Origin of the sequence: Sporosarcina psychrophila, assembly GCF_001590685.1 — a bacterium.
Lineage (GTDB): Bacteria > Bacillota > Bacilli > Bacillales_A > Planococcaceae > Sporosarcina > Sporosarcina psychrophila.
On record NZ_CP014616.1, the window covers coordinates 4,488,426 to 4,508,020 of the forward strand.

Annotated in this window: 24 protein-coding genes; 4 read left to right on the forward strand and 20 right to left on the reverse strand. The window is 40.0% G+C overall.

From position 1 onward, the window contains the following. Nucleotides 1–26: 26 nt before the first annotated feature. Together nadR and AZE41_RS21015 are read right to left on the reverse strand one after the other, a co-directional pair. Nucleotides 27–1,058: a multifunctional transcriptional regulator/nicotinamide-nucleotide adenylyltransferase/ribosylnicotinamide kinase NadR gene (nadR, locus tag AZE41_RS21010; protein WP_067213629.1), complete on the reverse strand. Its 1,032-nt coding sequence runs from the start codon at nucleotides 1,056–1,058 to the stop codon at nucleotides 27–29. A gap of 225 nt (nucleotides 1,059–1,283) precedes the next feature. Beyond that, nucleotides 1,284–1,505, reverse strand: a complete 222-nt coding sequence (locus tag AZE41_RS21015) for a hypothetical protein (RefSeq protein ID WP_067213630.1) — start codon at nucleotides 1,503–1,505, stop codon at nucleotides 1,284–1,286. 274 nt (nucleotides 1,506–1,779) lie between these two features. Between AZE41_RS21015 and AZE41_RS23590 the strand changes: the two genes are divergently transcribed. Next, on the forward strand, nucleotides 1,780–2,109 hold the full coding sequence (locus AZE41_RS23590; RefSeq protein WP_067213631.1) for a hypothetical protein: 330 nt from the start codon (nucleotides 1,780–1,782) through the stop codon (nucleotides 2,107–2,109). Nucleotides 2,110–2,374: 265 nt separating this feature from the next. Here AZE41_RS23590 and AZE41_RS21025 read toward each other — a convergent pair whose 3' ends face one another. The 10 genes from AZE41_RS21025 to AZE41_RS21070 form a co-directional block, all read right to left on the reverse strand. Continuing rightward, nucleotides 2,375–2,782 carry a hypothetical protein gene (locus tag AZE41_RS21025; protein WP_067213632.1) on the reverse strand — a complete coding sequence of 136 codons (408 nt, stop codon included), beginning with the start codon at nucleotides 2,780–2,782 and terminating at the stop codon, nucleotides 2,375–2,377. A 1,075-nt stretch (nucleotides 2,783–3,857) separates the two neighbouring features. Next, nucleotides 3,858–4,562: a CBS domain-containing protein gene (locus AZE41_RS21030; RefSeq protein WP_067213633.1), complete on the reverse strand. Its 705-nt coding sequence runs from the start codon at nucleotides 4,560–4,562 to the stop codon at nucleotides 3,858–3,860. 60 nt (nucleotides 4,563–4,622) lie between these two features. Then, on the reverse strand, nucleotides 4,623–5,405 hold the full coding sequence (locus AZE41_RS21035; RefSeq protein WP_067213634.1) for an ABC transporter permease: 783 nt from the start codon (nucleotides 5,403–5,405) through the stop codon (nucleotides 4,623–4,625). Then, complete coding sequence (locus tag AZE41_RS21040) at nucleotides 5,405–6,304, reverse strand: ABC transporter ATP-binding protein (protein WP_067213635.1); 900 nt, start codon at nucleotides 6,302–6,304, stop codon at nucleotides 5,405–5,407. The genes AZE41_RS21035 and AZE41_RS21040 overlap by 1 nt, the downstream gene beginning before the upstream one ends. Next, nucleotides 6,301–6,501, reverse strand: coding sequence for a PLDc N-terminal domain-containing protein (locus AZE41_RS21045; protein WP_067213636.1), 201 nt, complete (start codon nucleotides 6,499–6,501; stop codon nucleotides 6,301–6,303). Before AZE41_RS21045 ends, AZE41_RS21040 begins: the two co-directional genes overlap by 4 nt. Nucleotides 6,502–6,694: 193 nt before the next feature. Beyond that, nucleotides 6,695–6,916, reverse strand: a complete 222-nt coding sequence (locus tag AZE41_RS21050; RefSeq protein WP_067213637.1) for a hypothetical protein — start codon at nucleotides 6,914–6,916, stop codon at nucleotides 6,695–6,697. Between the two features lie 93 nt (nucleotides 6,917–7,009). Then, entirely contained in the window at nucleotides 7,010–7,696 is a 687-nt protein-coding gene (locus AZE41_RS21055) for an ABC transporter permease (protein ID WP_067213638.1), read from the reverse strand. Nucleotides 7,697–7,714: 18 nt separating this feature from the next. Further along, nucleotides 7,715–8,614 (reverse strand): osmoprotectant ABC transporter substrate-binding protein, encoded by a 900-nt coding sequence (locus AZE41_RS21060; protein ID WP_067214104.1) that lies wholly within the window; start codon nucleotides 8,612–8,614, stop codon nucleotides 7,715–7,717. A 28-nt stretch (nucleotides 8,615–8,642) separates the two neighbouring features. Beyond that, nucleotides 8,643–9,299, reverse strand: a complete 657-nt coding sequence (locus AZE41_RS21065) for an ABC transporter permease (RefSeq protein WP_067213639.1) — start codon at nucleotides 9,297–9,299, stop codon at nucleotides 8,643–8,645. A 13-nt stretch (nucleotides 9,300–9,312) separates the two neighbouring features. Continuing rightward, the gene (locus AZE41_RS21070) at nucleotides 9,313–10,458 is read right to left on the reverse strand and encodes a betaine/proline/choline family ABC transporter ATP-binding protein (protein WP_067213640.1); all 1,146 of its coding nucleotides are present in this window, start codon (nucleotides 10,456–10,458) and stop codon (nucleotides 9,313–9,315) included. Nucleotides 10,459–10,625: 167 nt separating this feature from the next. Between AZE41_RS21070 and AZE41_RS21075 the strand changes: the two genes are divergently transcribed. Continuing rightward, complete coding sequence (locus AZE41_RS21075) at nucleotides 10,626–11,441, forward strand: flagellin N-terminal helical domain-containing protein (RefSeq protein ID WP_067213641.1); 816 nt, start codon at nucleotides 10,626–10,628, stop codon at nucleotides 11,439–11,441. Between the two features lie 42 nt (nucleotides 11,442–11,483). Here AZE41_RS21075 and AZE41_RS21080 read toward each other — a convergent pair whose 3' ends face one another. Continuing rightward, entirely contained in the window at nucleotides 11,484–11,888 is a 405-nt protein-coding gene (locus tag AZE41_RS21080) for a hypothetical protein (protein ID WP_067213642.1), read from the reverse strand. Between the two features lie 212 nt (nucleotides 11,889–12,100). On the opposite strand from AZE41_RS21080, the gene AZE41_RS21085 reads away from it, so the two are divergent. Beyond that, nucleotides 12,101–12,295: a CsbD family protein gene (locus AZE41_RS21085; protein ID WP_067213643.1), complete on the forward strand. Its 195-nt coding sequence runs from the start codon at nucleotides 12,101–12,103 to the stop codon at nucleotides 12,293–12,295. A gap of 346 nt (nucleotides 12,296–12,641) precedes the next feature. Here the strand turns inward: AZE41_RS21085 and AZE41_RS23115 are convergent, their stop codons facing one another. Further along, a complete protein-coding gene (locus tag AZE41_RS23115; RefSeq protein WP_067213644.1) occupies nucleotides 12,642–13,097 on the reverse strand; it encodes a YflT domain-containing protein in 456 nt (151 codons plus the stop codon). A 177-nt stretch (nucleotides 13,098–13,274) separates the two neighbouring features. Here AZE41_RS23115 and AZE41_RS21095 point away from each other — a divergent pair, with 177 nt between their 5' ends. Continuing rightward, nucleotides 13,275–13,523: a hypothetical protein gene (locus AZE41_RS21095; RefSeq protein ID WP_067213645.1), complete on the forward strand. Its 249-nt coding sequence runs from the start codon at nucleotides 13,275–13,277 to the stop codon at nucleotides 13,521–13,523. A 444-nt stretch (nucleotides 13,524–13,967) separates the two neighbouring features. Here AZE41_RS21095 and AZE41_RS21100 read toward each other — a convergent pair whose 3' ends face one another. The 6 genes from AZE41_RS21100 to AZE41_RS21125 all read right to left on the reverse strand — a co-directional run bounded on the left by AZE41_RS21100 (nucleotide 13,968) and on the right by AZE41_RS21125 (nucleotide 19,575). Next, nucleotides 13,968–14,669, reverse strand: a complete 702-nt coding sequence (locus tag AZE41_RS21100; protein ID WP_067213646.1) for an ABC transporter ATP-binding protein — start codon at nucleotides 14,667–14,669, stop codon at nucleotides 13,968–13,970. Further along, the gene (locus tag AZE41_RS21105) at nucleotides 14,662–15,435 is read right to left on the reverse strand and encodes an ABC transporter ATP-binding protein (protein ID WP_067213647.1); all 774 of its coding nucleotides are present in this window, start codon (nucleotides 15,433–15,435) and stop codon (nucleotides 14,662–14,664) included. The genes AZE41_RS21100 and AZE41_RS21105 overlap by 8 nt, the downstream gene beginning before the upstream one ends. After that, nucleotides 15,407–16,387, reverse strand: coding sequence for a branched-chain amino acid ABC transporter permease (locus tag AZE41_RS21110; RefSeq protein ID WP_067213648.1), 981 nt, complete (start codon nucleotides 16,385–16,387; stop codon nucleotides 15,407–15,409). The genes AZE41_RS21105 and AZE41_RS21110 overlap by 29 nt, the downstream gene beginning before the upstream one ends. 4 nt (nucleotides 16,388–16,391) lie before the next feature. After that, nucleotides 16,392–17,276: a branched-chain amino acid ABC transporter permease gene (locus tag AZE41_RS21115; protein WP_067213649.1), complete on the reverse strand. Its 885-nt coding sequence runs from the start codon at nucleotides 17,274–17,276 to the stop codon at nucleotides 16,392–16,394. 91 nt (nucleotides 17,277–17,367) lie between these two features. Further along, nucleotides 17,368–18,522 (reverse strand): ABC transporter substrate-binding protein, encoded by a 1,155-nt coding sequence (locus AZE41_RS21120; protein WP_067213650.1) that lies wholly within the window; start codon nucleotides 18,520–18,522, stop codon nucleotides 17,368–17,370. 114 nt (nucleotides 18,523–18,636) lie between these two features. After that, nucleotides 18,637–19,575: a carbohydrate kinase family protein gene (locus AZE41_RS21125; RefSeq protein WP_067213651.1), complete on the reverse strand. Its 939-nt coding sequence runs from the start codon at nucleotides 19,573–19,575 to the stop codon at nucleotides 18,637–18,639. Between the last annotated feature and the right edge of the window lie 20 nt (nucleotides 19,576–19,595).

The window sequence follows — 19,595 nt, forward strand, 5'->3', positions numbered from 1 at the left end:
CCCCGACACAGGCAGCCTCTTTCTATTTACTTCATAATCGCTTTCACCAATGCCTTACATCTTTCAAATCGCTCTTCATAATCCCCACTTACAATGACATAGTCAACGCCAGCTTCATCAAACATTTTCTTTAACTTACGGTTATTTTCTTCTCGAATGGACTGATCTCCGTGAACACGTATACCATCGTTCACCCAGGCCACATCGGGCTCCAAATAAATATGTAAATCGTACTCTTGTAACTTTGCCACCTCAGTTAGGATATCTAGCCTTTTCCCGACATATAGCTCCGAATAATACTGGGTAACAATCGCTTCAGTGTCGATAAAAAGTACTTTATTTGCCGTCCGTGTTTGCATACGTTCATGATATTTATGCTCAAACGCAATTTCATGGTGATCACTTTCTAGCGTAATCGACATGGAATCTTTGAATTTGTCATAATATGTACGACCGTATTCCTCAACATATGACGTATTATACACGCGTGCTAGATTTCGAACGAGCGTTGACTTCCCACTACTCTCCGTCCCAATGACAGCAACCTTTTTCACAAAATAGGGGCGAACTTCTTGGGGAATCATATGCCAATGAACGTAAGGCCCTTCATCCCTGATCTTTGTTGCCGAAATATCAAATAGCTCCCGATCATTATCAAGCACGATATGTTCAGCGTCTGGATACAACTCATTAAAGTATTCATTATAACTACTCTCAGAACTGAAGACCGTATCGATTACTTTCCCTACACACGCTTTAATCGCTTTCGCGCCTGCCGTCCAATCTTCAAATTTCCCTGTTTGCTTTTCTTCAACACTATGTACAAATACATGATCCAAATCAGCCGTAATTTCGCTCCACCAACGAAGTCGTTGAACCGCTGAAATTGGTTTCATTCCTGTCCCTTCAAAGACTTCTTTCTCATATTCTTCATCATATGAAACAACGAAATGTAATTCGTCGACGATTGTTGAAGCCATCACCATCGCATTCACATGCCCTAAATGTACCGGTAAAAATTTTCCACCGTACATCCCAATTCTACGTTTCGCTGTCATCTTTCCTGCCCCCCAGAATACTTTCATATGAGTCCAATACTACAAGGTCTTGCACTAATAAGAAAAGCGCAAGCCCCTTGGTAGCCCCGACACTTGCTGGCCTACTTCGTGTGGGACCAGGGGCTATGCGTTCGAGTCTAGACACTGCTCCAGATGAAAAACTTATAGTTTTGTATCTTTAAAGAAAACCACCTAGTGATAGGCGGTATCTGAACAACTTCCGGTTCATTGTTCTTCCCATTCTCTTAAACGTTTTTTCACTTCAGCTTCCAGATCTTCAAGCTTCATTAAATGATTTTCCTGGTCAGGCTGCATTTGAAACCAGTTCACTTCCTCGTCTTTATAATGTCCTTGGTATTCTTTTCCGTCCAACGTCAACTCGAAATGTAACGTTTCGTATTGTGTATCTTCAAATATTTCTTTCCGCACATTAAAATTTTCGATCATAACATCGCCTCCATTTAGTTAATTCTTTTTACAGTTTGCCATTCCTATCATGCACATTTATCAGCGATTTCTTACTTGAATCATGAAATTCATTTCACATCGTAGCATTTGTCAGCTTTGCGATTGTCTTCGAAGATAACTTGACCCCTATCGAAACCTGTAGTCCGAAAATCGATAGCTAATAAAATGATGCTTCTTACTAAACTTGCTATAACGTTTACTATATTCGTTGTCAGGTATATAGTTGTATAATTAACCAAATGGGGGTTTTATTATGAGCAACAGTTTTTCCGACAAATTCAAAGGCGCTGTAAACAAAGTAAAAGGCGAAGTGAAAGACAAATTCGATACGGCAATGGATAACGACAAGGTCGATAAGTTTAAAGGGCAAGCACAGGATAAATTTGGCGAAGTGAAAAACAAAATCGGTACCGCAATGGACAATGACAAGGTTGACAAATTTAAAGGGCAAGCGCAGGACAAATTTGGCGAAGTGAAAAACAAAATCGGTACCGCAATGGACAGCGATAAGGTCGACAAGTTTAAAGGGCAAGCACAAGATAAGTTCGGTGAACTGAAAGACAAGTTTACTAATAAAAAGTAACATTGGAAGATCCACACTAAAAGTACGTTATCTAACGCAAAAAACTGATTCGTAAAAAGCAGTGCCTTTGTTCCCGTTACATGAAGTAAGGTACTTCTTTTTCGATCAATTTTTATCAGGTAAGAAAAGCCCTAGAGTCTAGACACTACTTCAATTGAAAAACGTATAATTTCTTATCTTTTCCCCAAAACCAGTAATCCTTCAGCCGTTAAAACCATAATAGGTAATCATGTGCACTGTCATTTCAGCGTACACGATTACCTTTTTATGTGTGCAAACCTTCAAAGCCACGTATCGGAATTCGATCTTCCTCTAATCGGATCTCGTCTAACGAAACTTCAATTATATATTCAAACTTCCCGTAAGCTTGCACGTCGACCTTCTCTTTGACAAAAGAATTATTTGTCACAAGCGCAACTTTACCAGTCTTTTCATTGTATCCTTCTAAAGAAAATCGATAGCCTGCGATCATTGCATACGGAACGATTTCATAAGCATCCTCCAATTCCCTAATGGAAACTGGTTTAATGAAAATCTGTTTTTCCCCATTTTTCCTTACGAACCCATTCTCCATGTCTAAAGGATTTTCCGATTGTAAGTAGTATTGTCGTTGATAGGAAATTAGTTCAAACTCTTTGTTTCCCCATACAGCAAAACGTCCTTTTCTTATCACTTCATCTCCCCCACTAGTTATATTATATATCCATTATACATAATAGATTGAAAATTGTGTATACATTTTTCGTCATATTTCAACAAAAAAACCTGGTAGAATTACACATAAAAAAGCTGGTTTTTCACTATATATGTTGAATTAAAGAATCCCATTGAATCTACTGTGGCGCTCAATAAGGAGAGAGTTTTAATTCACGGTGTGGATTGTAGAACGCTTGGCGCTTTGGGGATGCCTTTGTCGCGCCTGCGCTAGGGTGTACATTATCGAGAGAAATGTAATTTTGAGATGTATATGCTGAGATTATAAGGTGATTGCTATTTGACACTATATAAATTGAAATAAAGCATTCCATTGAACCGCTACGGCGCTAGTGGATGCCTCCCACATAAGCCAGATGAGGTATTCTTTAACCTATCTGGAATAACCTCTTGGCATTAACTGTATAATTTCTGCAAAGAACGCAGAAATTATACAAACCGAACTCTTCGTTGTTCGGTTGGCTACCCCTGTTAAGGCGCCTTCGCTCAGTATATATACCGGATTCAACATATATAATTATAGTCAAGAAATCCGCACTCTAGGTTACGGATTTCATCACCGCTAATGAAATGCGCTTTCTCACACAGACCATCCAGCGTAGGCGCGACTTCGTGGTAGCCGAAGCGATAAGACCGAAAGTGGTTTCCTTTCTGGCTTATCGCGGGAGGCATCCACAAAGCGTCGAAGCGGTATTGGTAGGAGTTCTATTTCGCTTCAAGTATTAGAACTTTTCAGATATTTCCCGAAAGCCCTTGTAAAGCGCATATGCCCTATTCATTTGTTCAACATATATAGTATCTTGCCCCTCCAACTTTTATCCCATCATAATAAACCCGTGATAACTGTTCTGAGAATGCCATACAAGTACAAGCATTAAAAATCGGTTCTTCACCATTCAAAAATAACTTAAAATGAAAACATCAACAAAGAAACAACTGCCTATTACAGAAAACGCTATATCGAACAAAGTAAATTCCCTCAATCCCTAAAAAAAAGCAGTGTCCATTCACTTATTGTGAATGGGCACTGCTTTTTAATCTATTTTCATCAGATCCAGCGGTGTAATAATTCCAAGTAGTTTCTCTTCCGGTCTTCCACTTTCCGTAATGAGAAGTGCCTCAAGACGTTTTCCTTCAGCAACAGACTTTTTAAAATATTCCTCCGCTTCATAAACAGAAAGATCCATTCTTATAAATCGATACGTGTTTTTTTGTTTTTCATGGGAATAAATGTCGAGAAGCGTCGGCATTTCCCGGGAAATTATTTCATCTGTCATATTATCTGCAAGCCAATACGTAATGCCTGTCGCAGTAACAAGCCCAATGAATTTATTGCTCTGATAAATTGGTATCTGATTGAACTTTTTTTCCCGGATTAGTTTCAATCCGGAGGCAAGTGTATCAGTAGCTTGTAATATATGGACTTTTCGTAAAAACATATCACCGACTGTAACAGGTTTCGAAAGTTCTCGGTCAATGTATTCAATTAGTTCCACAATATCATCATGTGGTTCTGCAATTGCATATTGAATATCAGTCCGATTATGGACAATTGCATTGCGTAAATCACCACATTCCCGCAAATCCCGCTCAAATTTCCGAATAACCGCATTCAAATGCTTGGATTTATCAATCAATCGCTGGAAAGACATATAGCTGCTTAAGCCACTTATTTTTTCCAAAGATTTTTCAATACGGTTAAATGCGAATATGAAGCGATCTGAATTGCGTGTAGTCATCTAGAACCCCTCCCTTTCAGAATAATTCGTCTTTATACGAATTATACCACAAAGGGTTATTTACACTGTTGTTTTTGCCGCATTCCGTTTCGACATAAATACTCCGAATACGATTAAGATGACGATTAGTATCACTGTCAGACCCGAACTCATCCATAAATCCGACAGTTCAGAGTTCGAATCGAACCAATAGGATGCATACATCGACAATTTCCATGGTGATACTGTCCAATAGGTACCGATAAGCGAATCTATAATTTGGTAGACAAGTGTAATTAGAATCGCTAGGCCCGCCGCCCCACCTGTCGGAAGCCATGCGCTTAGCGCTAAAACAACAGTGACAACGAAGACGAGCCATAAACTATACGTCGCAACAAAAGCAAATATTGCCCCTGCATCTACATGGTTAAAAAGGATTTCAATATAATACCAGGCAGCCATAAAGCCGAGCCAGACGCTTCCAAGTACAATCCCATTAACGACCAGCCACTTACTTAAAAAGTAATTTCGAAATGACATTGGGCGAACATATAGTAATGTGGCCGTTCCATTTTTCCGCTCTCCTGAAATCGTCCCCATGAAAGCAAGAATTATAACGAGAATACCGATCATTTGATATTGCCCCAGCAATGACTGGAAGATATCCTCTCCTTTGAACTCTGGCCATAAGAATTCAGCTTCTTCTGGCATATTACCTACACTTCTCATAATTTCAGGCAAAAAATGATTCGTTACGGGCTCCAAAATACCGAATATAATAAAGACGAGAGGAATCCATAACATTTTGAAATTCCGTGTATGTTCACGCCATTCTTTCTGCAATAACACACTAAATCCATTCATTAGACCACCGCCACTTTCATGAAGATATCTTCAAGGCTCGCCGTCTGCAGTTCCACTTTTCTCACTAAGAATTTGCCTGCGGTTAACATGGATAGGACCGATGACATTTCAGCTTCTTCCAACCGAACGTCAATCGAAACAACCAACCCTTTTGATGTCACTTGCCATGCAGTTGCTTCCATAAAGCGCTGCAACTCTTGCATCCCTTCGAATTCAATGACGATTCGCGGTTCCGCATAGCGCGCACGTACTTCATCAAGTGAACCGTGTTCGACAAGTTTCCCATGCCGTAAGAACAGCAACTGGTCTGTCATTTCTTCAGCGTCATTTAAAATATGGGTTGAATATAAAATCGTCGTTTTTCTTTGCAAGTCTTTCAACAAATCCATCACTTGACGGCGCCCAACTGGATCAAGTGCAGATACCGGCTCATCGAGTAAAAGTAGTTTTGGTTTATGGACAATTGCCTGCGCAAGCCCCAGACGCTGTTTCATTCCTCCGGAAAAAGTGCCCGTCTTTTTGTTCATCGCTTCGCCTAGGCCTACAAATTCCAAGGTCTTTTTCGCTTCTATTCTTGCTTGTTTTGTTTCCACCCCACTTAGTCGTGCAGCCATTTCAGTAAATTCAAGTGCAGATAGCCAAGGAAAGAACTTTGGATATTGTGGAAGAAATCCGATAATCGAACGGATATCCTGCTTTGCAGCACCCTGGAACTGTATTGATCCGCTTGTTGGCGAGACTAACCCTGCAAGCATAGACAGTGTCGTAGTTTTTCCAGCTCCATTTGGCCCTATCAAAGCCGTTGCTGTATGTTCTTCAAGTTCGAACGAGACAGCATCCACTACATGATTATTGATATATTTCTTCGTCAAATTATCCACTTGAAGTAAATTTGTCATACTTGCCGCCTCCCAAAGATAAAGTACAGTATTGATCCAATCAAATTGCCAAGAACAATGATGAAAATCCACATGATAAATGGACCGTTCGTCCGTCTATGGCGAATAACATCAACGAGTGCAACAATCATCAAAATGAATTGAAGTACAATCAATGGCATAAGAAGATTCCAAGGAATACTCGCGAGCTCAGACATAAACTTCACACCCTTTCTAACTATTAATGGTAAATTCAGTATACCACGACTGTTATACGTTGTATATAACAGAAATAACGAAATAGTTATGATGCTAAAGAAGCTTATCAGTGCCACTCGAAACAACTCACTTGACGGTATATAAAAAAACTACCCAGTCACTAGGTAGTTTTCAATCAAATCTTGATTTAATTTAATCTTCTTTCCACTCTTTAATACGTTTTTTCACTTCAACTTCCAAATCTTCAAGCTTCATCTCATGATTTTCTTGATCAGGCTGCATTTGAAACCAGCTCACTTCATTCTCTTTATAATGACCTTGATATTCCTTACTGTCCAACGTCAACTCGAAGTGTAATGTTTCATTTGGCGTATCTTCAAATATTTCTTTCCTCACATTAAATTTACCAATCATCTCTTCATCTCCTCCATTTCGCTCATGTAGAACTTCTTCCTCCCCGCCCTAAGCACTTTCAGGCTTATATTCCCTCAAAGAAAAGGGGGGATTTCATGCCACTGTATTTGTAGATGTTGATTGTTTTGCTACAGCTTTTCTGTTTGCTGGAGATAAAACACGTTCCAGCCATCCCATAAAGAGGTCCGCGATGACCGCCATTAATGCGGTTGGAATTGCTCCGGCCAAAATAATGGATGCTCCATCTGTCACATTCGTCCCTCGAATAATAATGGAGCCGAGTCCTCCACCACCGATAAAAGCTCCAATTGTTGCCACACCAATTGCAATAACAAGAGCGGTCCGCAAACCTGCCATGATAACTGATAACGATAGCGGAAGTTCTACCATGAAGAGCATCTGCGTCCGTGTCATCCCCATTGCACGACCAGCTTCTAAAATAGGTTTTTCTACACTTTTTATACCTGTATACGTATTTTTTATAATAGGTAGCAAAGAGTACAAAAATAAACTCATAACAACTGTGTTCGGTCCAAGACCCATCGCAAGCATTAGAACAGCAAGCATTGCAAGGGCTGGAATAGTTTGAATAATATTCGTTACCGATAACACCCATCCACTCAATTTACCGTATCGGGCAATAAGAATACCCACTGGAATACCAACAAGCGCCGCGAACAGGACTCCGTATGCAGACATAAGGAAATGCCTGACAAACTGATCCCACACATACGTGCCATTCACTGTGTAGTATGACCAAAGTTCTTGTAACGTTTCCATTCATTCACCCCCCGTGATTCAGTTGAAGTAATTGTTTTCTTCCAAAAATTCTTGTGCCACGATTGCAGGTTCTTTTTTATTAACATCCGCCTCGTAATTTAAACGTGTCATTGTTTCTCCGTCTATTTTACCTGCAAGTTTTTTCAGGATTATATCAATTTCTGGATGCTGTTCTATTACATCTTTTCGCGTCACAGGTGAACATTCATAAGGCGGAAAAAACTTCTTGTCGTCTTCAAGCGTCTTCAAATTAAATGCTTTCAAACGTCCGTCAGTACTATAGGCCAAAACGACATCCATCTTACCACTATTCACCGCTTGGTAGACGAGCCCCAGAGACATGGGCAATGCTTCTCCGAATGTAAATCCATATGTATCAACGAATCCTTCATAGCCATCTCCTGCCCTGTTCAACCATGAGTTGTCTACACCCAGCGTTAAATCATCAGCTATCTTTTCTATATCCGAGACAGTTTCAAGTCCTTCTTTTTCAGCAAGGGCGGCTGTTACTGTGAGCGCATACGTATTTTGGAACCCGTATGAATCGTACCAAACCTGGTCAAATCGTTTATCAAACTCTTCCTGGACCAGCGTCATTGCCTCTTCTGGATCTGCTAGGGGCTCTACTTCTAAAATACTCGACATATCAGTACCCGTGTAGCGTGCAGCTGTAATATCTACTTGCCCGCTCGTCAACGCCTGGTGCTGGATGATTGAAGTTCCTAAATTTTCCACCATTTCAACATTCAAATCTGTTTCTTTTTCAATCATAAGTCGAATCATATGACCCAGTGTCGATGTTTCCGTACTTGTAAGTGTTGCAATTCGAATTGTGTCATTACCTCCTCCGAGGCCTGGAAGTGAACAACCCCCAATCAGCAGGCTGGTGGCCAATAATGGAAGTACTATTCTTTTCATACTTTTTCTGAACACTCTTTTTCCCTCCTTAAGAAACCACTTTTCTGCTTTCTTTAAGTCCTTTTGGCGTAGCGAAGGATTCAAAACGACCGAGCAGGAAATCGACTAGTAGCGCAAGCAACGTAACTGGTATCGCCCCACCAATAATCAAGTCTGTCCTAAATAGATTCAGACCATCAAAGATAAAGTCCCCAAGCCCACCTCCACCAATGAATGATGCAAGTGTTGCCCATCCAATAAGGTAGACTGCAGACAGCCTTACACCAGCCATAATAACAGGAATTGCCAGAGGAAGTTCAACGTTCATCGTACGTTCAAACGCCGTCATTCCCATTCCCCTACCTGCCTCCACGAGATCCTGATTGACCTCTTTCACACCGATAAACGTATTTCTAAGGATTGGCAACATCGAATAAAGGAATAAAGCAACAATTGCGGGTGTTTTCCCGATTCCCAGAAGTGGTATGAAGAACGCAAGAATCGCAAGACTAGGGAATGTCTGGATAACTCCAACTACTCCCAATACAAAACCAGCAATCTTCGGCACTTTTGTAAGCATTATTCCAATTGGTACTGCAACAAGGATTCCAAGAAAAAGTGCAATAAATGATATATACAGATGTTCCCAAGTCTTCGTTGCCAACTGGCTTCCATACTCAGAGAAAAAATCAATAAATCCGTTCATTCAAAAACCTCCTTTACACCTGACCAAGTGTCTGCTCTTCGCTTTCTCCCCAAATGGAATCATAAACGATATCCACAAGGTTCGTTCTTGTAATCAAGCCGACCAAACGCCGATCTTCATCGACAACAGCTACGTATTTTAATCCACGTATAAGAATATTTCGCGTTGCTTCACGAAGAAGCGTATCTTCCTGAACGACGGTCAATTCCGTAGACATGACTTCCTTGACCTGCGTTTCCATATTGCGGCCCCTGTCTATCATCTCGACATTGAGCAGACCTTTCAGTACATTGTTTTCATCAACGACAAGTAGCGAATCCACACGGCGCTCACGCATAAGCTGAACTGCTTGAGACAGTGTCCCTTCCGTTTTGAAGGAGACGGGGTTCGGGTTCATAATTTGTCCCACCGTCTGTATACGTTGTTGAGCTTGCAAAAGACGGTCTTTACCGATGAAATCCTCTACGAATTCATTGGCCGGATCTCTTAAAATTTCGTCTGGAGTTCCCATTTGAACAATTTTTCCGTCTTTCATAATTACAATGCGATCTGCGAGCTTAATTGCTTCATCCATATCGTGCGTGACAAAAATAATTGTTTTACCAAGTGTCCTTTGAAGATGTTTGAATTCCGCCTGTAACGAATCGCGGGTAATCGGATCTAGCGCACCAAAAGGCTCGTCCATAAGGATAAGGGGAGGATCAGCAGCTAATGCACGAAGTACACCGATACGCTGTTGCTGACCTCCACTTAGTTCATGGGGGTAGCGATCAAGGAATTCTTTAGGCATATTGACAAGTTCGATTAACTCATCAGCCTTATTGTTTCGCTCATCAACCGACTTCTTCATAAGCCGCGGGACAAGTGCAATATTTTCTCGAATGGTCATGTGGGGGAAGAGACCAATTTGTTGAATGACATAGCCAATTGAACGTCGCAATTGCACGATGTTCTTTTCCATAATATTTTCTCCATTGATCAATATTTTACCCTCTGTGGGTTTAACTAATCGATTGATCATCTTCATAGTTGTCGTCTTTCCACAACCACTCGGACCGATAAAGACGATAAATTCACCTGCATTGATATGTAAATCTAAGTTATCTACAGCTTTTTTACCTCCAGCATAAATCTTTGACACATTTTTAAATTCAAGCACACATTTCGCCCCCTATGATTAAACTGTTCAACCATCTTTATACTTTTTCTGAGCAGATACCTATTTCTATGGGCTACCCTTTTTCATCACTTTTCAAACATGATTATGACGGTTTGTTAATATCTCTCAATTATCACCGATATAACATTTAAAGAGGAGGTTGTGCCATGCTTGGAATATGGCAGGCGACAGGAATGAATGTCATCCGCAATATGACTATGCAAAACAATCAAGTAATGCGGTCGATGGAGCGATTGTCTTCAGGTATGCGCATAAACAGAGCTGCAGATGATCCAGCAGGCCTTGCAATTTCAGAGAAAATGCGTGCGCAAATCCGAGGTCTATCGATGGCGGGACGCAACATCCAAGACGGTATTTCCCTATTCCAAACAGCTGAAGGTGCTTTAAATGAAACACACGCTATACTGCAACGGATGCGTGAACTAAGCGTACAGGCTGCCAATGGAACAGTGACAGATTCCGATCGTGAAGCCCTCTCTCTAGAATTTGTAGAACTAAAAAAGGAAATCACTCGTATTTCAAAAGATACAGAGTTCAATACATTGCCACTGTTAGACGGTTCACGCTCTTCCTTGAAGATTCAAGCTGGGGCGAATGCCGGCCAATCAATTGAATTTTTCATTGGTGATATGAGTGCAGAGACAATCGGTTTGTCTGACGCATCGATTTCAACCCAATCCAAGGCCAATGATGCAATTGGATTACTCGACAATGCAATTAAAAACGTATCCTCAGAACGCTCTAGAATAGGTGCCTATACAAACCGGCTTGAACATGCTTACAACAATACACTCGTCATGGAAGAAAACTTAATCGCAGCCGAATCCCGCATAAGAGATGTCGACATCGCAAAGGAAATGATGGCACTCACGAAAGCAAACATTCTACTTCAGGCCGGTCAATACGTACTCGCTATGCACATGCAACAAGCCCAGTCCGTACTACAGCTATTAAAACAATAAAAAGGCAATCGTGTTGTCTTATCGACATGCACAATTGCCTTTTTATGTGTATAAACCATCAAATCCAAGTATAGGAACCCGATCTTCCTCAATTACAATATCTTCAAGAAGTATTTCTATTATGTATTGAAATTCCCCATAAGGACGCACTTCGATCCGTTCTTTGACAAATGGATTGTTTGTTACCAATGCAACTTTCCCAGTCTTTTCATCATATCCTTCTACTGCAAAACGGTAGCCTTCAATCATCCCATATGGAATGACTTCATACGCATCCTCTAATTCCTCGACGGAAATAGTCTTAATATAAACATGGTTAGATCCATTCTTCACGAACCCGTTTTTCAAGTCTAAAGGATCCGCCGATTGCAAATAGTATTGTCGTTGATAAGAAGCCAGTTCAAATTCCCTTTTATCCCATAAAGCAAATCGACCTTTTCTAATCATCCCATCTCCTCCCACTATTTTGTATCTACCTATATTATATGTAATATATCGAAGGTTGGGTACATAAGTTTAGTCACCTTTTTATACAATAAATTAGACCTTTTGAACCTATTCTGAACAAATACCATTGAGTATTATTTTTTTCTCCCATGTTTAATGTTTTTTCATGCAGGGTATCTATTACCTAACAAGAATAAAAAGGAGGCTTTACAATGACAAACGGTAGTTTCTCAGACAAAGTCAAAGGGACAGTAAACAAAGTGAAAGGTGAAACAAAGGATCAGATAGGCAATGCCACAAATGATCCTTCACTACAAGCTGAAGGTAAGTTTGATAAGTTAAAAGGCGAAGCGCAAAAGAAAATCGGAGAACTAAAAGATAAAGTTTCCGATAATAACAATCGATAATCTTTAAAAAGTAAGTCATCTATCAAACAGTGATAGCTATAAGTCCATACCTGTTAAGAAATTGGAATAAGTGTATCAATATGCATCATTCTTTTGATTATATGACTGTATGTCCCCCTTTTTTAGACGGAGGGGGCTTTTTAATTTGTTGAGGTAGTGTGAAATTATTAAGGCGTGAATGTAAATTTTGCGAAACTAATAGGGTAACCGTAATAACAACTATTTAAGTTGAAATAAAGATCCCCTTGTAAGGCGCCTCCGCTTAGTTTATTTAGGTATTCATTTGTTCAACATATATATAAATAGTACGGCTGTTTGCAATGGGTAAACAGCCGTCTTCTGCCACTCATAAGTTTCTTGTATTGAGGCGTGGGACCGTACCGTCATTATCGATCATTTGTTGGTTTCCACCCTGACCATCCAATGGTTCTCCGCTCAGGCCACGTTCTGTACTACTATCCATCTCATCCAGTGCCTTACTTTTAACGAATAGAGCAACGCCACCATTTTTAACTTCATTGTAATAGCCCCTTGATTGCTGTTCTGAAAACCCCATGCGTGAAAAAGCATTCAGAATGGGTTCTTCACCGCCCAAAAACAGTTTAAAACGATCTAACCAATTATCATCTGCTGTACCGAGGAGTTCGGCATCGGTCTGTCCCCGAAGCATTGAAATATTATCTTCTTCATTGGTAACAACATACATATCACTTTCATCATAGCCTTGCACTTTCAATTCTGTAATTTTATATAAAACTGTATCAATGGAATGAAATGTACCGATATACTTCTTGTTTTCCATTTTACAAAATTCCTCCTTTTCGATGATATTGCCTTTGTTTCTTATTGTACCCGTCCAAACCATTAAGAAACGCACTGCTCCATCAAATCGGATGTTTAGTTTCTGTAAAAGAGTGAATAACATAAGGACAAGAGAATATTCCACGGCAAACTCGAAGATGAAAGGAGTCTGTTTTTGATGACTAACAAAAAAGTATTTACTGAACGTGACCGAAAGGATGCTGAAGGACCATACATGGATAATCCCGAAAACCTCCGAACTGATAAGGAAAGCATTTACGATATGCATGAAGATATGAAGACTGTCGACTCTATTCCTCTGGAAGATTTAAAATTGGAAGAACGGGAAGAGAAACATCATCACGATTCCAAAAGTAATTCATCCAGCGAAGAGAAATTCCGCGGCTCTGGACTTAAAAAACAGTAAAAAACTGTACCCCATTCATATAATGTGATTGGGGTACAGTTTTGGTTTATGGACAATCGCCTACGTAATAATAGCTGTTTCATTCCCCCGGAAAAAGTATCCGTCTTTTCGTTCATCGCTTCTCCTAGACCGACAAATTCCTATGTATTTTTTGCTTGCCTTATGACACCTGCTTAGCCACGCAACCATTTCTGTAAATTCAAATGCAGATAGCCGAGGAATACTTGAGAGTTCAACCGTTAATTTCACAATTTTTCTATTTGTTAATGGTAAATATAGTATAGCAATTTCACACGTGTGTTGATTAACCAGTAAAGTACTGCTTATTTTTGTGATGAAACACTAAGCACTCTATGTACAGGTGCTTTTGAATTACTTTGGATTGAAAGTTCAACGCAAAAAAACGGCAACAAAAATCGTTACCGTCAATGTACTTCAAAATTATTAATGTCCTAGATAAGCCTTTTTTATCGTATCATCTTGCAGCAGCTCTTTCGCGTTACCACTCGCGACCACTTTACCTGTCTCAAGCACATAGCCATAGTCCGCAACTTTTAAAGCCTGACGTGCATTTTGTTCAACCAGCAAAACAGTCGTTCCTGCTTCATTAATCTCTTTAATTATTTTAAAGATATCTGCAACGATTAATGGGGCCAGTCCCATCGATGGTTCATCAAGTAAAAGTAACTTGGGCTTAGACATAATTACTCGCGCAATCGCCAGCATTTGTTGTTGGCCGCCTGAAAGTGTACCTCCTAGCTGAGATTGTCTTTCCCTCAGTATTGGAAATCGATCCATCGCCTTTTCAAAATCAGCATTCACTTCAGCGTCATTTCGATGATACGCTCCCATTTCTAAGTTTTCTAAAACGGTCATGGAAGCTAAAATACCTCGTCCTTCTGGAACTAAAGCTAACCCTTTTCTTAAAAGCTGATCAGGTCGTTGTCCAGTTACATCCTTACCCAAATAATGAATACTACCTTCTTTCGGTTTCAATAAACCTGCAATCGTATTCATCATCGTTGTTTTCCCCGCACCGTTTGCACCGAGGATGGTTACTATCGTCCCCTCCTCAACCGTTACATCAACGCTTTTCAATGCCTGAATCTTATCGTAAAAAGTACTGACATTCTGTAGTTTAAGCAAGCTCATCTTCCTCCTCAACCCCGAGGTAGGCTTCAATTACTTCTTTATTGTTTTGAATACTGCTCGGTGTACCTTCCGCAATTTTCTTTCCAAAGTTCAATACCACAATACGGCTACAAATCCGCATAACAAGTGGCATATCATGTTCAATTAATAAAATAGTTATATTTAGCGCTTGAATTTTCTTGATCAAATCAAACAAATCATTTGTCTCTTTTTCATTCATTCCAGCAGCTGGCTCGTCAAGAAGCAATAATTTAGGTCGACTTGCCAAAGCTCTTGCAATTTCTAATCTACGTTGTTGACCGTAAGCAAGGTTTTTCGCAATCGTTTGACTGTATTCTGACAATCCAACAATTTCTAGAATCTCATCCGAGCTTTTCAGAACATTTTCCTCTTCTTGCTTTTGATATTTCGTCCGAAACACACTTTGCAAAACACCAGTAGTGAGACGACAGTGATTTCCTACCATTACATTTTCGCGAACAGTTAACTCTGAAAAGAGTCTGATGTTTTGGAATGTACGACAAATGCCCTGTTTCGTAATTTCATGCGGTTTCAAACCTGCAAGCGACTGTCCTGTAAATTCTATCTCACCAGAACTAGGAGGAAACATGGCGGTAATCATATTAAACATTGTTGTTTTCCCAGCACCATTTGGCCCTATCAAGCCAAGCACTTCTCCTTGTTCTATTGAAAAAGAAACATCTGTCAATGCTTGAATCCCACCAAAGTTTTTACTTATCTTTTTTATTTCCAGTACCATGTTTTCCCTCCTTCTTCTTTAATCTTGGACGTTTAATCCAATTGACGACATTCATATCAATGAGCCCCTGTGGCCGGAACGCCATCATCAATACAAGGAGTGCACCGTAAATCATGAACCGATACTCGCTGATAACACGCAAAAACTCTGGCATTGTTGAAAGGAAAATAGCACCGAATATCGGTCCCCAAATAACTTCACTTCCTCCAAATATAGCAAAGATCAGAATTTCAACAGCACGATGATAATCGAAATCTGATGGACTAATATAAGCCGTTAAATGTGCATATAATGCACCTGCAAATCCAGCAAGTAGCGCTCCTTGACCGAATGCTAGAATCTTATAGTATGTAATGTTAATACCCATTGCTTCCGATGCCTCTTCATCCATTTTAATAGAAGCAAATGCACGCCCAATTCTAGAATTACTTTGTCTAATAAAGAACCAAATAACGCCAAAGCTAATCATCAGTAATACAAGAAAAACTGCTAAACTTATAAATTGGTTATTTTTCAATCCAATCATTTCCGGACTAAAACCTAAACTGTTACTAAAACTCAAAATCTCTCGCCCAAGATGAGGGATACCCCGAATCCCAATAGCACCGTTTGTTAAACCTTCCCAATTGATAAACAGTACTCGAATGACCTCCCCAAACCCAAGCGTCGCAATCGCAAGATATACGCCTTGTAACCTTAGGGCAGGAAAACCAATTAACACGCCAATAAAACCTGTAAATACAGCTGCAATAATAATACCGAGTATTAGAGGTACATTATAATTAAGCGTTAAAATAGCCGACGTGTATGCACCTATACTCATGAATCCTGCATGCCCCAGTGACAATTGCCCTGTTCCAAGTGTTATGTAAATACTAACACCAAGGATAATATTCAATAAAATAAAAGTTGCAACTTGCAAATAATATGGGTTTATTAATTCGCTTAACATATAATCACCCCCTTGATTTCGATGTTGCCGTACCGAAAAGTCCTTGTGGTCTCACAATTAAAATAATGATAATAGCTAAAAACGCTATCGCATCACGATAGCCTGAATTTCCATAAGCTACTAAAAACGTTTCAGAAAGCCCTAATATTAACCCGCCCGCCATCGCACCACGAACGTTTCCTAAACCACCAAGAATGATAATAGCTAAACCTTTTAATCCGAATGATAAACCCATTTGTGGATTAACTGAGTTGAATGCAATCCCAACTAGAATTCCAGCAATTCCACCCATTGCAGATGCAATAATAACTGTTTGTGTAATCATCCTTTTCGTATTAACACCCAGTAGGCTTGCAACAGCTAAATTTTCCGCACTTGCACGTAATGCCTTGCCTGCCTTTGTTTTCGATAGCCAAAATGTGAGTCCAAACATTAATAGAATCGCAATAATGAAGATAAGAATTTGGACATAATAGACGGTTGTTGAACCAATCGTAATGTTCAACTCTGAAAAACTTGTCCGAAATGGATGATTTCCAGCTCCAAAAAAGTGATGAGCAGCATTTTCAAGAAAAATAGATACCCCAATCGTACTGATAAGCGGAGCAAGATGGGACACGCCCTCTTTACCTCTCAGTGGTCTTAATGCAAAACGCTCAAGGAAATAACCTAATATACCTGTAACAATAATTGCGACCAAAAAGGCCACGTATAATGGTAAACCTAAACTATTCGTTACAATAACGCCCATAAACGCACCAAACATAAAAATTTCCCCATGCCCCATATTGACAATGTTAAGGACACCAAACACCAACGTATAACCGAGGGCAACAACAACATAAATACTACCCAATGTAAGACCATTTATTAATTGTTCAATTAGCAATGTGCACCCTCCTTATCCATTCTCAACTTTTTTAAATAGTCAAATAGAAATGCAATCAGGCTGCAAACATCTCAACCTGATTGCCAATCATTTATTCGAACACTACATACTCATTACCTTCAATAATTAATACAGTTGGTTCCATGACAATATCTCCGTCTTCATCAAATGACATTGTGCCCAATACACCTTTAAAATCCTTGAGTGTTGCTAACGCATCGCGAATTTCATCGCGGTCAGCTACACCTGCATTTTTAACCGCTTCAGCCATTAGATACAATCCATCATAAGCTTGTGCAGCAAACTGATCTGGTTCAACTCCATATGCTTCTGTATAGTTTTTAACAAAGTTCTTTACTTTTTCGTCATCCTTTTGAGCAAACCACGGTGTCGCAACGATTAAACCATTGGATGCATCTCCAGCAATTTTGATAACTTCCGGTGAGTTGAATCCATTCCCACCCACAAATGGAACATCAAGCCCCATTTTTCTAGCTTGGTCTAAAATTACCGCACCTTCATTATACAAAGCAGATGCAAGAATCAAATCCGGGTTCAAGTTCTTTATTTTCGTCAATTGTGCTTTATAATCGGATTGACCTAACTGGAATGTTTCTGTCGTAACGACCTCCAGATTTAAGTCTTCTGCTACTTTTTTCATTACATCGTAACCCGCTTTTGTAAATACATCGTCATTTCCATATAAAATCGCTACTTTTTTAACATCATATTTTTCAATTGCTTTTTGTACTGACGCTGGAATCGCTAGTGTCTCAGGGATTGAGTTTCTAAATACATAATCCCCAAGTTGAGGAATCCCCTCAGCCGTATTTGAAGTCCCCATGATTGGAACACCATTTAAATCTGCTTCAGGTCCAACAACAAACATTTCTGTACTAAGCGTAGGCCCAATAATTGCATCGACATTATCTGAGTTCATCAATTTCTGTGCAGCTGATAATGCTTCTTCTTGTTTACCAGCTGAGTCTTCAATCTTTAATTCCAGGTCAACTTCCCCTGCTTCTTTAAGTTCTTTATTGGCCAGTTTCAAGCCATTCGTAATTGCTTCTCCATAGCCAGCTCCTGGTCCAGTTAAATAAGAAATGACACCTATTTTAGCCTTTACCGGGCCATCTGCTCCTGTTTCTTTGTCGCCCGCATCCTTCGTATCGGTTCCACAAGCTGTCAGCACAACTAGCGTGAACATCATCAAGACTGAAAATAGCAGTTTTATTCTCTTATTCATTTAATCCCATCCCCTTTAATAGTTAAAAATAGTGATAATTCTAAATATGCACCACTATTTAGTTAATTGGAATATCAAATAAAAAATCCTCCCTATAAAAAAGGGAGGATTCCATTATTCATCTATTTCTTCAAGCCGAGGCATTGCCGACAATGCGCCCGATTTTGTTGCACAGAGTGCACCGAGTTTATTGCCAAAGGAAATATAGTCAATCCACTCATCGCGGGTTTTTGGTTTCCCTTTCAATTGGATTTGGCGAAGAATTCCTACAATGAATGCATCGCCTGCTCCCGTCGTATCGACAGCTATGATGGGTTCAACGCCTACATGTGTCATGCTGCCGTCAATGACAGCAAACGTACCGAGCTCACCCGCGGTGACGAGTATTACAGGAATCCGATAAGGTGCTAACTTGAGGATTCCATCTTTCAACGTATCTGTCTCCGTTAGGAAAAAAAGCTCCTCTTCGGTCAGTTTCAGCAGATTGGTGTTCTCAACAAATGACATGATTGTCTCACGGCAATGCGCTTCACTCTTCCACCTTAGCGGGCGGATATTTGCGTCTAATGACAAAGGCACTCCAAACTTATTAGCTAGACGTACCGCTTCCCGCGTCGTTTGTAGAGCTGTTAAATGAAACATTGTGCCCGAACAAATATGCAATACGGAAGCATCTTGAAATGCCTCTATAGACAAATCAGTAGTTTCTACCTGGATATCAGGCGTCTCATCTATATATGTATGAAAAATACGGTCGTTGTCATCCGTCAAATGGACATACACGCCACTCACCCGTTTGTCATTCTCCAGTTTAGCAAACGTCAAGTCGACGCCTTCTTTCCTCAATTCATTCCGAACAAATTCGGAAGTTTCGTCATCTCCTGTCACGGTGATGAATGCGGACGAAGCGCCAAGCCTAGAAATACCCGCTGCCACATTGACCGTTGCTCCGCCAAGAAACGTCGTGAATGTTGAATTGGACTGGTCTTCCGCTATATAATCGACGAATGCATCGCCGTAAATTAAAACATGTTTTTTATTCGCATCAATCATGAATGTACACCCTATCACTT